6 protein-coding genes, 1 pseudogene and 1 riboswitch are annotated in these 15,926 nt (G+C 41.8%); of the genes and pseudogenes, 6 read left to right on the top strand and 1 reads right to left on the bottom strand.

Translation table 11 applies throughout. From position 1 onward, the window contains the following. The 3 genes from sprA (at position 1) to ABWU87_RS14635 (ending at position 10,214) form a co-directional block, all read left to right on the top strand. Positions 1–7,404, top strand: a complete 7,404-nt coding sequence (sprA, locus tag ABWU87_RS14645; RefSeq protein ID WP_353331978.1) for a cell surface protein SprA — start codon at positions 1–3, stop codon at positions 7,402–7,404. Positions 7,405–8,773: 1,369 nt separating this feature from the next. Next, positions 8,774–9,286, top strand: coding sequence for a hypothetical protein (locus ABWU87_RS14640; RefSeq protein WP_353331976.1), 513 nt, complete (start codon positions 8,774–8,776; stop codon positions 9,284–9,286). Between the two features lie 298 nt (positions 9,287–9,584). Then, positions 9,585–10,214, top strand: a complete 630-nt coding sequence (locus tag ABWU87_RS14635) for a CHASE domain-containing protein (RefSeq protein ID WP_353331974.1) — start codon at positions 9,585–9,587, stop codon at positions 10,212–10,214. A gap of 290 nt (positions 10,215–10,504) precedes the next feature. Here ABWU87_RS14635 and ABWU87_RS14630 read toward each other — a convergent pair whose 3' ends face one another. Continuing rightward, positions 10,505–11,332, bottom strand: coding sequence for a hypothetical protein (locus ABWU87_RS14630; protein ID WP_353331972.1), 828 nt, complete (start codon positions 11,330–11,332; stop codon positions 10,505–10,507). A gap of 106 nt (positions 11,333–11,438) precedes the next feature. On the opposite strand from ABWU87_RS14630, the gene ABWU87_RS14625 reads away from it, so the two are divergent. The 3 genes and pseudogenes from ABWU87_RS14625 to ABWU87_RS14615 form a co-directional block, all read left to right on the top strand. Beyond that, positions 11,439–12,869 (top strand): CCA tRNA nucleotidyltransferase, encoded by a 1,431-nt coding sequence (locus tag ABWU87_RS14625; protein ID WP_353331970.1) that lies wholly within the window; start codon positions 11,439–11,441, stop codon positions 12,867–12,869. A gap of 8 nt (positions 12,870–12,877) precedes the next feature. Then, complete coding sequence (trhA, locus tag ABWU87_RS14620) at positions 12,878–13,528, top strand: PAQR family membrane homeostasis protein TrhA (protein WP_353331968.1); 651 nt, start codon at positions 12,878–12,880, stop codon at positions 13,526–13,528. A 248-nt stretch (positions 13,529–13,776) separates the two neighbouring features. Then, positions 13,777–15,414 (top strand): annotated as a pseudogene (locus ABWU87_RS14615) (amino acid permease); the annotation flags it as partial. 304 nt (positions 15,415–15,718) lie between these two features. Then, positions 15,719–15,904, top strand: a riboswitch (cobalamin riboswitch). Positions 15,905–15,926: the final 22 nt, after the last annotated feature.

Genomic DNA, 15,926 nt, shown 5'->3' with positions numbered 1-15,926 from the left:
ATGAAGATTGGAAAATGGCTTACCTGTCTGTTGCTGATAGTTCTGAGTATCCAAACCGGAGCAGTAATCAGCAAAGGCGTGTCTTTTGAGGCAGGCAGCCCAATTTCAATATATCCTCCATCCGAACCAAGGGAAACGGCTCCCGAAGATTCATTAAAACCACGCTATTCCGTCCGGAAAACCGCACCGGAGAAGCTGGAGGACATGAAAAAGTCAACCGCCGACCTTCGTACTCCAGAAAATATCAAAACAGAGGTTGAATATGACGAGAAAGCAAACGTATACAAAGTAAGTACCAAAGCCGGAAGCACGTTGTTGGATGTCCCTTTGTTCCTTACACCGGAAGAATATGCCGACTGGAGTCTAAAAAAATCCATCCAGGATTTCTACCGAGCCAAGAATGCAGAGACATTCAGCAAAGGGAAAAATGAGTTCAACTTCATGGATTTGAAGTTCGACCTTGGCCCTGCAGAGAAAATATTCGGCCCGGGCGGTGTTCAAATTAAGACTCAGGGAAACGCCGAACTGAGCTTCGGGTTTAAAAGCAGAAATGTGCAAAACCCTTCTTTACCAGAACGCAGCAGAAAGACAACCGGATTCGACTTTGACGAGAAGATCAACATCAACATCAACGGAAAAGTGGGCGACAAGGTGAACATGAACATGAACTACAACACCGATGCTACATTTGACTTTGACACCAAAAACATTAAGCTGAAATACGAAGGAAAAGAGGACGAAATCATCAAACTGCTGGAGGCAGGAAATGTCTCGATGCCAACCAATTCTTCTCTTATTCGAGGGGCTACATCGCTCTTCGGTATACGTACGGATATGCAATTCGGGAAACTGAAACTGCAAACGGTTGTATCACAACAGGAATCCGAATCGAAAACCGTGAAGAGCAAAGGTGGGGCACAAACTACTCCTTTTGAAATCTCAGCCGACAATTACGACGAAAACAGACACTTCTTCCTGGCTCAGTACTTCAGGGATACATACGATAAGAACATGAGCCAGTTGCCCAATGTAATTTCAGGGGTAACCATCAACCGTATTGAGGTGTGGATAACCAACAAAAGAGGAAATTATGATAACCCGAGAAACCTGGTGGCACTAACCGACCTGGGGGAAAATGAACATATCAGTAATCCGTTCTGGACAAGAACCGGTTCCGACAAATTACCATCAAACAGTGCAAATGATGTCTATACACGGATGGTAACCGACTATGCCGCCGCTCGAAATATCAACATGGTAAACACCACTCTGGGGGCTATCACTCAGCTGGAAGGAGGAATGGATTACGAAAAACTGGAAAGCGCACGTCTGCTCACCAGCTCGGAATATACACTCAACAGTTCGTTGGGTTATATTTCTTTGAAGGCAGCCCTGCAACCGGACGAAGTGCTGGCCGTTGCCTTTGAATATACCTACAAGGGAAAAAGATATCAGGTGGGTGAATTGGCATCTGATATTAAGGAGACCCAATCGGCACTTTACCTCAAACTACTGAAAAACACCTCCAACTCTCCGGCTTCGGGCTGTTGGAAGCTGATGATGAAGAACGTCTATTCACTGAATGCCTATCAGCTTCAAAAAGACAAGTTCCAACTCGACATTAAGTATCAAAGCGACACCACAGGGGTGTACCTAAACTATATTCCCGAAGGGAAAATCAATAAGCAACCACTTCTCCGGGTAATGAACCTGGATAGGTTGGATGCCAACAATCAGCCAAACTCTAACGGTTTCTTCGATTATGTGGAAGGTTATACAGTTACGGCACAGAACGGACGTATCTTCTTCCCCGTTGTTGAACCTTTCGGAAGCCATCTGCGAAAAGCTATCGGAGACGATGCTATTGCGAAAAAATATGTATTTCAAGAGCTGTACGACTCAACTAAAACAGTGGCAAAACAGATTGCCGAAAAGAATAAGTTCAAATTAATGGGGCAATACAAAGCCTCATCCGGAAATGAGATACGGCTGGAATCCACAAACATTCCGGTAGGTTCGGTAAAGGTAACAGCCGGAGGCGTTACTCTGGTTGAAAACTCGGATTACACGGTGGACTACTCAATGGGAGTTGTCACCATCCTCAACCAAAGCATTATTGACGCAGGAACTTCCGTCAGCGTAAACCTGGAAAGCAACAGTAATTTCAACCTCCAGCGCAAAACGATGATTGGCATGAACTTCACCTACGATTTTTCGAAAGATTTCCAGATTGGGGGTACCATGATGCACCTCAAGGAGAAACCAATGACATCGAAAATTGCTATGGGTGACGAACCTATCAGCAATACGATATGGGGAGTTAATACTTCCTGGAAAAAAGAGAGCCAGTGGCTCACCAATATGGTTGATAAACTGCCTTTTGTAAAAGCCACACAACCATCACGTATCAGCCTCACTGCGGAATATGCCCAGCTTGTTCCGGGCCTTGCGCCGGGCACCCAAGGCAATGCATCGTATATCGATGATTTTGAATCGACAAAAACCGGTATTGATTTAAGGCAACCATCTTACTGGATGCTTGCCAGTACTCCATACGAAAGTGGATCGAACGCTAAATTCCCGGAAGCTTCCAAAACAAACGATATTACTTACGGTATGAACAGGTCTCTTTTGGCCTGGTACAATATCGACGGAATCTTTACCCGCCGGAATTCTTCCTTGACCCCGGCTCATATCAAAAGCGATTTGGATCAGCTTTCCAACCATTATGTACGTGAAGTTTATGAGCAGGAAATTTTTCCGAAGAAACAGACTTCGTACATGGAAACAGCTACCATGTCAATCCTCAACCTGGCTTACTATCCAAGCGAACGTGGCCCATATAACCTCGATGCGAATCTTACTTCCAATGGCTACCTAACTAATCCGGAAAAACGTTGGGGTGGAATCATGAGAAAACTTGAAACCAGCGATTTTGAAACAGCAAACATCGAATACATTGAGTTCTGGATGCTCGACCCGTTTATTTACGAAAGTACAACCGGGAACCGACGCGGAGGAGATCTCTACATAAACCTGGGAGAGGTTTCGGAAGATATCCTGAAAGATGGTAAGAAATTCTTTGAAAATGGACTGCCCATTGACGGCGACAATACAAAAGTGGAGGAAACTGTTTGGGGAAAGGTTCCCAGAAACCAAAGTATTGTTTATGCTTTCGACACCTCAACGGGTGCTAGAAAGAAACAGGATGTGGGATTAAACGGTCTGTCGTCCGAAGAAGAAAAAACATTTGGTGCCTACAAAACTTATCTGGATAAGGTAAAACCGGTTCTCGCTCCCACTGTTTATCCTCAGTTTGAAAAGAGTCCGTCGGGCGATTTGTACCACTATTATCGTGGAACGGACTACGATCAGGAGCAAAAAAGCATATTGGAACGTTATAAGTACTATAACAACACTGAAGGAAACTCCACCGCTTCGGAAGATTCTCCGGAAAGATATGACGTTTCATCAAAAACAGTTCCCGACGTGGAAGATATCAATCAGGACAACACCCTGAATGAGTATGAGAAGTACTTCCAGTACAAAATCAGTCTTACTCCGGAAGACCTGAAAGTGGGTAGCAATTACATCACTAATAAACGTACAGCAAGCGTAAAGCTGCGCAATGGAAAAACAGAAGAGGTGAACTGGTATCAGTTTAAGATTCCGGTAAAGAATTACGAGAAGGCTGTTGGCTCCATTTCCGACTTCAAATCCATCCGTTTTATGCGTATGTACCTCACCAACTTTGTCGATCCGGTGGTACTCCGTTTTGCCACTCTCGACCTGGTTCGCGGGGAGTGGAGAAACTACGAACAGGCTTTGTATAATTCACAGCAACCGGCACCTTCTATGAGCGGGTCGCTTGATGTATCGGCTGTCAACATTGAAGAGAACAGTGATAAAACTCCGGTTAACTATGTACTACCTCCGGGTATCAGCCGGGTGATAGACCCGTCACAGCCTCAGCTGAAACAGGAGAACGAGCAATCCATGAGCATGAAGGTACAGAGCCTGGCTCCCGGAGATGCACGCGCTGTATACAAAAACTCGGGGCTGGACCTTCGCCAGTATAAAAGATTGCAAATGTTTGTTCACGGTGAAAAGCTGCTGGATGACGTAACCCAGTTGGAAGATAACGAAATGTCGGTGTTCATTCGTCTTGGCTCCGATTACAAGAACAATTATTACGAATATGAAATACCATTGAAACTGACTCCTCACGGACAGTACAACGGAAGCACACTAAGCGGATGCGAAGCGGTATGGCCCAAAGAAAACATGCTGGATATTCCTTTCGAACTGTTTACCAAGCTGAAAAAAGAACGAAACACGGCAAAGAATGCAACCGGTTCCACTGTCAGCTATTCCAAACTATACTACACGTATGATGCTGATAAGCCAAGCAACAAAATCAGTATCATCGGTAATCCGAGTCTGGCCGAGGTGAAGACCATCATGATTGGTGTACGTAACAATGCCCGTACTCAGAAATCGGCCGAAATATGGGTAAACGAACTGCGCCTTACTGATTTCGACGAATCGGGCGGATGGGCTGCACAAGGAAATATGAATGTACAGCTCTCCGATTTGGGAAACATAAATCTGGGCGGACACATGGAGACTGCCGGATTTGGCGGACTGGAACAAAGCGTAAGCCAGAGAAGATTGGATGATTATTACCAATATAACTTCACCACCAGTTTTGAGTTGGGTAAATTCTTCCCTGCCAAAGCAAAGCTTTCGGCTCCAATCTATTACTCCTACTCCAAGGAAATAATATCACCGAAATACGATCCGATGAACAAAGACTTGCGACTATCGGATGTATTGGATACCTATCCCGAAAAAGCACAGCGTGACTCGGTTCTGAACATCGCACGTGAACTGGTTACCTACAAGAACTTCAGTCTCAGCAATGTGAGGATGAATATCACCAGTAAGAAACCAATGCCTTACGACCCATCAAACTTTACGCTGGGTTATTCATTTACTAGAAAATACAATCAGGGAAATACCACTGCCTGGGAGTCGGATCTGAACTGGAAAGCCAACTTCGGATACAACTACTCTCCTGCTATGAAAGCCTGGGAGCCATTGAAAAACATGAAGAGCAAATCTTCCTGGACGAAACTGATCAAGGCATTTAACCTGAACTGGTTGCCACAGAACATCTCTTTCAACTCCGACATGTCGCGTCACTATTACGAACTACAGTTAAGAGACCTGGATAATCCGTTCGGCGATACGCAGATTCCTCTTTCCGTGGCGAAAGAGTTCCTGTGGAACCGTGATTTCTCATTGCGATGGGACCTCACCAAGAACCTGCGCATGAACTTCACCTCGGCAACGCGTGCTGAAATAGAAGAACCTTATGGCACCATTGACAAGAACCTCTATCCTGATGAATACGAAGCCCGGAAAGACTCCATCAAAAGAAGTCTCCTGCATTTGGGACGACCACTCGATTTCCAGCAGACATTCAACACCAGCTATAAAGTACCATTCGACCTCATTCCGGTAATGAACTGGATATCCGGCGATTTGAAGTTCTCCTCATCTTACAACTGGAACCGCGGTGTGGACATGGTAAAGGGAAGTTCCTTCGGAAATAGAATTGCCAACCAGCGTTCCATCGACGTAAACAGCCGGTTCAACATGGAAACGCTGTACAACAAAATTCCTTTCCTGAAAGAGGCAAACAGACGTTTCGCATCAAACGTAAGAAGCAATAACCTGAAAAAGGAAGATCAGGAGTTGAAGAAAAAGAAGTTTGAAAAAGAGGTGCAGCTGAAGAGTGATACCACCGTCACCCTATCACATGGCATGAAAACAAAATATGTGAGGGTAAAAGCTATCACGGCCGATGGCAAGAGGTATCTGCTTAAATACAATGTGCTGGATGCAAACAGGATTCAGATTAATAACCGCGACTCATTAAAGATAAAGCTAACAATTACTCCGGGGCCTAAACCGGAAGACCAAGAATGGTATAAACTGGCACAATCGGCAGCAAGAGTTGGAATGATGGTTAGGAACTTCAGTGTTGTTTACCGCAACACCTTTGCCATGACACTTCCCGGCTATCTGCCCGAGGTGGGAGACATTCTGGGACAAAAGAAAATTGACGGGATATTTGCTCCGGGAGTAGATTTCGCATTCGGCCTGGCAGGTGAAGGGTATATTCAGAAGGCGGCACGCAAAAACTGGCTTTTGATGAACGATACCGTGGTTGATGCCGCAACGACCAATGCCATGGAAGATATGCAGCTCCGCATGACACTGGAACCAATAAGGGATTTTAAAATAGACCTATCGGCAAACCGCACCATCAATAAATCGAAAAGCATGCAATTTATGTTCGAAGGAATGCCAACTACCCAGAACGGAAGTTTCAGCATGAGCGTCATTTCACTAAGCAGTGCTTTTGACAAGAGCAATGCGGGCAATGCATACGCTTCGAAAACCTTTGATAAGTTCCTGAAGAACCTGGATATTATACAGAAAAGAGTGGAAGCTCAGTACGTAGGTGCGGTTTATCCGGCAGGAAGCAAGCTGGCTGGGGAAACCTTCGACCCCGCCAACGGCACGGTGAACAAGAATTCGCCCGATGTGATGATACCGGCCTTCCTGGCAGCCTATACCGGAAGAAATGTAGATAAAATATCACTCGACCTCTTCCCGAACCTCCTGTCTATGATGCCCAACTGGCGTGTTACCTACGATGGACTGAGTAAACTGGATTGGTTTAAGAAACGATTCAAGAACTTCACCCTGAATCATGCCTACAAGAGTACCTATTCGGTGGGTTCCTACAACACATTCCAGAGTTTCATGTCGTTCATGGACAATCTGGGATTCATAGAAGATACGCAGACCGGCAATCCTATTCCTTCTGCCGTATTTGATATTGGTACCGTATCCATCAACGAGCAATTTGCCCCTCTATTCGGTGTGAACATGACCTTCAATAACGGCATCACATCGCATGTGGAATACAAAAAAACACGTATCCTGACACTGAGCATGACTGCCAATCAGATAGTGGAGACCCTTTCCAAGGACATGGTGTTCGGCATGGGATATAAAATTGTGGACCTGAAACTGTTCGGAGCCGGAAAGAGCAAGAACAAAGTCAGCAACGACCTAAATCTTCAGGCAGACCTTACTTTCAGGAATCAATCGGCTCTTTGCAGAGATATCCAAAGGTACATTACACAGCCTACCAGCGGTAATAAGTCGACCAAGTTCTCTTTCTCTGCCGACTATACATTCTCAAAACTGCTCACCGTGCGGATGTATTACGACCGTCAGCAGAACACGCCGCTGGTATCTTCCGCCTCCTATCCGGTAACCAATTCCGATTTCGGATTCAGTCTGAAGTTCTCATTAACGAGATAAGAAAGATAGGTGCTGTTAATAAGACATCTGCCGATTTGCCGAGTGATTTTATCAAAGCTGTCGGCAGAAACTACTCCATTTTAAGAGAGGAACTAATCGAAGCATAAGGGAGAACTAACCAAAACAACGGCAATGATTAGTCCAATCATGTACATGTTTAGCTCCAATCTTGTACATGTTTGGATTCAATCTTGTACATGATTACCCCCTAATCTTGTACATGATTGGGGTAATTGTCGGTGTTGTCCGGGTTAATTCATTGCCCGGTTTGCCTAATCGCCAGTTTTGGGTTGACTAATGTTGCTTTAAATTCTGTAATGGGTTGATTAATGGATTTTTAACACTGCTTTGGGTTGTCTTTTGTGCTTATAATGCAGATAATCTGTAATATATAGTTATAATAGCGTTCTCTAGGGTGGAGAGGGTGGAGAGAAAACAAAGGTTTTTCGATTTCAAAAAATGAAAAATGAAAATTCTTCAAAAATATTTTTTTTCAAATATGAAATTTTGAAATCGAAAAAAGGACTATTTTACTCCACCCTCTCCACCCTGTTTTAAGAATGACTTTTTACAGGGTTGCACCTTGCATTTCATGAACTGAAAATTCAGCGATTTCAAATTTCGTCCTAGCTTCACAATCATTTTTTGCTCACGACAACACCCTTCTTGCTATCGCTGCATTTTGCCTGTTGCACAAAACAGCGAACTTTACCGGCTCATAGGTCTCGGCAATGCTCATCATGCCTTTGATGCACCCTTCCCCGCTGCAATAAAAGCAAGCATTGCCAGCTCATCATTCTTCAAAATGCCCATCTTGCCCTTGATATATTCCGCCAAACGGGCTGCTAAAACTAGGAACTATTCCCCTAAACATTTAACATTCTGGATTATACATCTATTGTTGTAAACAATTTTAGTGTCAGTAGTGTCAGTAAAAATAAGGTTTATCCGGCTTCAGAAAATGAAATTTGAAAATTCTTCAAAAAGGATTTTTTTGGAATTACGATTTACAGAACGAGAAAAAGAATGTTTTCTCTGCCACACTGCCACTAAAATTCTTTACACGCTTATTTGTCGTTCTTATCTAGGTTACTTTAATCAGGATATTCATTAAAATCTTCTGTAACCACGATAAATAATGAGTTACAGAGACATCAACATTGCGGGCAAATATTTGAAATGAAAATATTTTATACATAAGTTGCATAATCAATATATTTACTGCATCTTCGTGTTATTCAAACAATAAAGATAACGCATAATCTTTTATGGTGCCATAAACTTGTGTATTATCATAGACCTATAGTTTATAGACTCAATAGAAAGATAGTTTACCGCTGAAGAATGTTAATCTATTAGGGCTAAACACATGAAAACAATTAAAGTGCTAATATTACTATTTTTTACAGTTAACGTATATTCTCAAAAATACATATCTGTATCAAATTGGTATGCAGACAAAAAAAGTATAAATAAGATAGTAAAAGATTACGCAAAAGAAGAAAAAAAACTTTTAATATATCAGCCCTCTTTAGAGACTTTAGATTTCACAAGTCTATTATTAGTTAGCAAAGGTAAATCTGTTCGTTTTTGGAAAATAAAAAATGACACTATATTAAACACTGGTAAAATAAGAAATGATTCGATCTTTTCATATAGACATTTCTTAAAAACAGGAGTTCGTGTAACTGAGGATAAATTAAAGTTTGTACCTCCATTATCTTGTTGTAATATAATAATATACATTGACTCAAAAAGAAGTTTCTACTTCGAAGATGAAAATACCCCTGTAACTTATTCTCCCGATGAAAACTATCAGAAATATCGGATTGAATGGCGTAAAATAATAAAGAATGAAATTGAAGGTATTATCAATAATTGATTTGGCAGAAAATGTGAATTCAAATAAAGAAAATCACAAATGGTCAACACACGTCTATGTGACATTTAACAACAAGTCATAAAATTCACTGTTATCTGATATGTTGAAAATAAAATATTAAATAACTAAATTATGTTCATATATTTGTGATCACTAAATGAGGGGAGAAGTATTATAGACCATGTGAATAATCACCATATAAATATTCCTATTTTGAAGAGCAACGAACTGCAAATAATATCAATGCTGGAATAAATCTGATAGACCTTCTTATAAAAAACATAAAACTTTAAATACAATGAACTTAAGATTACTTATTCTCATTTTTTGCAATATCCTTTTTATAAATTGTAGTAGTCAACAAACAAAAACTATCGATAGCTATGAAAGTTCATTAAAAAAATTTCCTGGTAGCATGGTAAGTTATTTCCCAAAACATTTATCAGAAATATATTATTATAGAGAAAATTTCGAAACAGCAAACCAATGTATTTATTTTGCAAATTATGTATTTGACAACAAAGACTCTTTATTAATTAATAAAATTCAATATTTAGTAAAATACAATGCAGCCGATACATCATTAGTCACAATAAAAAATATAAACTATACTGATAATGATAAAACAAAACGAGTTATACATCCAATATTAAAAAAGCAGGATCAAATATATTATCCAATACTTTATTTAGAGCCATTTAATGCAGCAACGCAAAAAGTAATTGGTTATAATATATATTCTAACTCAACACCTTCAGGATTAACAAATGATTTTGATATATATATAATAGATAGTAAACCTGGTAAGTTCTGGGATGGATTAGCAGGAGTTAATTATTTACCGAATGAATGGAAGAATGGTTATAGTAAAGGCATTAGTATTAACAAAAATAAAAGTGTTATAATATATTGGATTGTAATATGGTAAATGAGAATGAATAAAACGGCTATGACAGGTAAATTGCCGGTTTCACTCTTTTGGATGGATTAATAACACTATTATTTATTGAGCTATATAATTAAAAACATACAATACATCCACGGTATAAATTGAACACTAAATAATGATATTACATAAATAGGATAAACTTTGCAAGATAGAGCTACTGATATTGAATAGATTTAGATAAATAGCTAATGCTTTAACAAAGAGGCTACCCTTCATTTTTAGGGTAGCCTCTTTGTTGTTTTATATTTCGAAGAATATTCGTACTTGATTTATTTCCCCTGAGCCTCCTGCTCCATCTTCTTTTTCACAAAGCGAATCTTGAGATTAGCCTCTGTCAGCTCCTTTTTAATCTGGTTAATTGAGGATAGTGTCTGGGCCAGTTCGTAAACCTGGACAAATGCCTTGCGGTCGGCCGGTGCAAAGCTGACTACCTGACGGCGGCTGCCAATAAACTCCAGCTTCAGGTTCTGTTCCTTGTTTAAGTAAATAAAGTTAGCCACTCCCCCATCGGCACCCATACGGTAATCAACTTTCTCTGATTTTACGCCCATGTCGGTTGATTCATAGAAGTCACGACTGGCAGGAGTCTCGGCAAAACTTCCATCGGGTGCAGATATCCGGATAGAACGGTGGTGTATATTCGAGCCACCGCAATAGATGGAAGTCAGTGCAAATATACCTGTTTCGCTTACTTGTGCACGAAGATAGTTTCGATGAAGATTCTTTTCTACAACCTGTGACGGATGCATGTAGTTGCCCACCTTCTGGTATTCGGCATTCTTTTCCAGAATCAGTCCCTTCTTCTTCAAGTCTGCTTCGTTTTGCTTTATCTTTAACACGCTATCGAGATAAACCACACTTTTTTCCTGCTCCATCAGCTCCACCCTTTGCATCAGGGTAATGCCTTTACGGCGGGCATCAAATGCTTTTGGATAAAGAATCTTAATACTATCCAACTGCAATTTGGCTTCACTGTAATCACCTTGTGCCAATGCTTTCTCTGCTGCGTCCAGTCTCAGGGCCGCTTTCTTCTCTCCACCGTCGCCGCATGCTGTCAGTGCAAGCGCAACCAATGCTGCTATTCCTAATTTTTTCATATAAACCAATTGTTATAGAGAGCAAAAATACAATTAAAATAGCAAACCTGCATTTTAGCTACTTAATTTATTGTATTTTTGTGTTCTTTTATGAACGTAGGATAACATGCAATTAACAACAGAAGAATTACAAGGATACTTTAGCGACGATATATTTACCGCCATTTCCGAAACTGCCGAGCACCTCGGCCTGGAATGTTATGCGGTAGGCGGATATGTGCGTGACATTTTCCTGAAACGCCCGTCGAAAGATATAGATGTGGTTGTGGTTGGAAGTGGAATCACAATGGCACAGGCATTGGGAAAGAAGTTAGGCAGACATGCACATGTCTCCGTTTTTAAGAATTTTGGAACAGCACAGGTCAAGTACCATCATATAGAAGTTGAATTTGTAGGAGCACGAAGAGAGTCATATCAAAGAGATTCACGCAAACCGATTGTGGAAAACGGCACACTGGAAGATGACCAGAACCGCAGAGACTTTACCATCAATGCGCTGGCTGTATGCCTGAACAAGGAACGCTTCGGAGAACTGGTTGACCCATTTGGCGGAATGGAGGATTTGAAAAACAGAATCATCCGTACTCCTTTGGACCCGGACATCACCTTCAGCGACGACCCGCTCCGAATGATGCGGGGAATTCGATTTGCCACCCAGCTCAACTTCCAGATTGAAGATAAAACATTCGATTCAATTACCCGAAACAAAGAACGTATTGAGATTATCTCCAAAGAACGTATTGCCGATGAGCTGAACAAGATACTTGGTTCTCCGGTTCCATCCATCGGTTTTGTACTGTTGGACGAAAGCGGACTACTGGAACTCATCTTCCCCGAATTGGCGGCATTGCGGGGAGTGGAAAACAAGCACGGACGGGCACACAAGGATAATTTCTATCACACACTCGAGGTAGTTGACAATGTAGCAAAACGCACCAACGATCTTTGGTTCCGTTGGTCGGCCCTGTTGCACGACATAGGCAAACCCACCTGCAAACGATATGAACCCAAAGCCGGATGGACTTTCCATAACCACAATTTTGTGGGCGAAAAGATGATACCCAACATCTTCCGCAAGATGAAGCTGCCGATGAACGAGAAGATGAAGTATGTGCAAAAGATGGTGGGACTGCACATGCGCCCCATTGTTCTTGCCGAAGATATTGTAACCGACTCGGCCGTACGTAGGTTGTTATTCGATGCCGGTGACGATATTGACGACCTTATGGCTCTTTGTGAAGCCGATATTACCTCCAAGAACGAAGAACGAAAACAAAAGTTCTTGGATAACTTCCAACTGGTGCGCCACAAGCTGAAAACCCTTGAGGAGAAAGACAGAATCCGTAATTTTCAACCCCCTATTTCGGGCGAAGAGATTATGGAAACATTTGGTCTGCGTCCATGTAGAGAGATAGGTGCACTTAAAAGTTCAATAAAGGATGCCATTCTGGACGGAGTAATCCCTAACGAATATGAAGCAGCCTACAACTATATGCTTGAAAAAGCTCGAAAAATGAAGCTGAAACCTATTGAATAAACAATCAGATGAGTAATAAAAGATACACAAGAGGAGAAGAGATAGCCAATGCCACTTCGCATGGACTCGGCATCATTCTGGGGATAACGGTTGGCGTTTTCCTGATGAATAGCGCTTATCGAACAAATAACCCGTGGATTATGGTGAGCTTCGCCATCTACCTGTTGGGGATGCTATCTTCATACATTACCTCCACTTGGTATCACGCCTGTACTAATGAACGCAGGAAAAAGTTGCTTCGAAAGTTTGATCACGGAGCTATCTATCTACATATTGCCGGAACATATACACCTATCACTCTGGTGGTGCTCCGGGAATCGGGAGCTTGGGGATGGTCTCTCTTCACTTTCGTGTGGCTGGCAGCCATCGTGGGATTCATTCTGAGCTTTGTCCGGCTTAAGGATCACAGCAATCTGGAAACTATTTGCTATGTTATTATGGGTGGAACAATCATTGTGGCCTTTAAGCCCCTGATAGATTCGCTATCACTGACGGGCTCCATGAATGTAGTTTACTGGATAATAGCCGGAGGAGCTTCCTATATTATCGGTGCACTGTTTTATTCCTGGAGAAAAGTTCGCTACATGCACTCGGTATTCCACCTGTTTGTTTTAGGAGGAAGCGTGTGCCACATCATGGCAATTTACAACATTCTGTAATTACTTCTGCCCTTATTCAATATTCAAAAGCATGGCTCTGCAAGGGAAATCACTCTTTTCTCTGACAGAGCCATGCTTTTTCCAGTAAATCTCATTAATAAAAATACGTTTAAATCGTATCAATATGAAACTTTAATACCAAATAAAACATAAATATTAAAAGAAAATACCACATTTTTATACCACTTTCATAATTCGACGAAATAAATTCTATCTTTGCAAAATTATTTTCTAGAACATAGAGTAGCATGAATTTATTCGTTAAAAAATCAATCGATGGTTTGCTGAAAGAGGCAAACGAGACTGACAGTAATTCACTAAAGAAAACCTTAGGCCCAGGCAAGCTTGTTGCGTTAGGAGTGGGTGCCATCATTGGAGCCGGCCTCTTTTCGATAACCGGTGGAGTAGCAGCCGAAATGGCTGGACCCGCTATCACAATCTCTTTCTTAATTGCAGCCATTGGCTGTTGTTTTGCAGGATTATGCTATGCAGAATTCGCCTCGATGATTCCGGTAGCCGGAAGTGCCTATACCTATTCATACGCCACGATGGGAGAATTCATTGCTTGGATTATAGGCTGGGACCTGGTGCTGGAATACGCTGTAGCAGCTGCAACCGTCAGCATCAGCTGGAGTCGTTATGTGATAAAGTTCTTTGATGGCTTCGGTATCCACCTCCCTCAGAGCTTGGTTGCCTGTCCGTGGGAAGGGGGAATTGTCAATTTGCCGGCAGTGTTTATTGTCGTTCTGATGAGTCTGCTTCTAATCAAAGGAACCGAAGGAAGTACCCGGTTCAACAACATTATTGTATCGCTAAAGATTGGGGTGGTTCTTATCTTTATCTTTCTGGGATGGAAATACATCAATCTGGAAAACTACACTCCTTATATACCCGAAAATACAGGAACATTTGGTGCTTACGGATGGACAGGGATTATTCGGGCAGCAGCTGTTGTATTCTTTGCTTTCATTGGATTCGATGCTGTGAGCACCGCTGCCCAGGAGGCAAAAAATCCAAAACGGGATATGCCCATCGGTATTCTGATATCACTTCTAATTTGCACAGTATTGTACTTTCTCTTTGCTCACGTGATGACCGGAGTAGCTAATTACACGGAGTTCAAAGGGCATGACGGAATAGCCCCGGTAGCCATCGCCATCGAACATATGGGACATGCCGGCGCCGACGGATTGATTCACCCCGATTATCCATGGCTGAATCGTGCCATTATCCTGGCCATCCTAGCCGGATATTCATCGGTTATTATGGTACTGCTTATGGGACAAACCCGAGTATTCTATAGCATGAGCAAAGACGGACTTCTGCCCAAGTTCTTTTCGCATATCCATCCAAAATTTCGCACTCCGGCAAAGAGCAACCTGCTATTCCTGCTACTTGTCAGTCTGTTTGCGGCATTCATTCCTTCGAGAGTGGCCGGCGAGATGACCAGTATCGGTACTCTTCTGGCCTTTATCCTGGTTTGTATAGGTATTATTGTTTTGCGAAAGAAAATGCCGAATGCCCCTAGAGCATTCAAAACACCATTGGTTCCATTTGTTCCTATCTGCGGAGTGCTGACCTGCCTTTTCATGATGGTCTTCCTCCCGGCCGACACTTGGATTCGTTTGATTCTATGGATGCTGATTGGACTGGACATCTACACAGCATATGGCATGAAGAACAGTAAGATTGGTTCTATTTATAAGGAAGAGCGACCAGGGCAGAATGTATTGAACATAACTGTAATCGTACTATCCGTGGTACTGATTTTGGCGGGATTCTGGCATCAGGTAACAGCCGGATGGGAGTCCAGCAAGTTCCTGCTATTCTCAGCTCTTTCCTTTTCGGTGGTGCATATGTTCATATTCGGCATGCGTTTATTAAAGAAAGATTTTATATTGAATCCGGCATTCGGGAAAATGAGATTATTCTACCAGAAAGTTGTAAACAGAGAACAAGTTACCGGGAAATCGGATAGAGAATAAGTTGAGAAAAAAATCTTTTTATATACTCGACAAAAGACCATTCAGAATTTAGATTCTGAATGGTCTTTTTTTTATCGTTTAACCCATTCATTATGAATTAATAGTTATCTAAAATGGTAAACTTTTCAGAGATATTTCAAAAAAAAGTTTTCCAAAACTTACATAATTAACATCTCTGAACAGAACAACATATAGGATTATACATTATCTTTGTATCAGTTTTGGTAACAAAGCAATGCTTTAGGAGAAAAAGGGAATACCGTGAAATCCGGTAACAGTACCCGCTGCTGTGATTCTTGAAGAACTTGGGTATAAGCCACTGCAACTCTTTGTGGGAAGGCACTTCAAGGGAGAGATAAGTCAGAAGACCTGCCAAGACTAAACACATAGAAAATCTTATGCTTTCGGGAGTT

Origin of the sequence: Bacteroides sedimenti, assembly GCF_040365225.1 — a bacterium.
GTDB lineage: Bacteria > Bacteroidota > Bacteroidia > Bacteroidales > Bacteroidaceae > Bacteroides > Bacteroides sedimenti.
This window is presented reverse-complemented; position numbering and strand designations above follow the sequence as displayed.

Coding starts and splice junctions, on each gene's coding strand:
- sprA (WP_353331978.1), top strand. CDS start 1: ATGAAGATTGGAAAATGGCTTACCTGTCTGTTGCTGATAGTTCTGAGT.
- ABWU87_RS14640 (WP_353331976.1), top strand. CDS start 8,774: ATGAAAACAATTAAAGTGCTAATATTACTATTTTTTACAGTTAACGTA.
- ABWU87_RS14635 (WP_353331974.1), top strand. CDS start 9,585: ATGAACTTAAGATTACTTATTCTCATTTTTTGCAATATCCTTTTTATA.
- ABWU87_RS14630 (WP_353331972.1), bottom strand. CDS start 11,332: ATGAAAAAATTAGGAATAGCAGCATTGGTTGCGCTTGCACTGACAGCA.
- ABWU87_RS14625 (WP_353331970.1), top strand. CDS start 11,439: ATGCAATTAACAACAGAAGAATTACAAGGATACTTTAGCGACGATATA.
- trhA (WP_353331968.1), top strand. CDS start 12,878: ATGAGTAATAAAAGATACACAAGAGGAGAAGAGATAGCCAATGCCACT.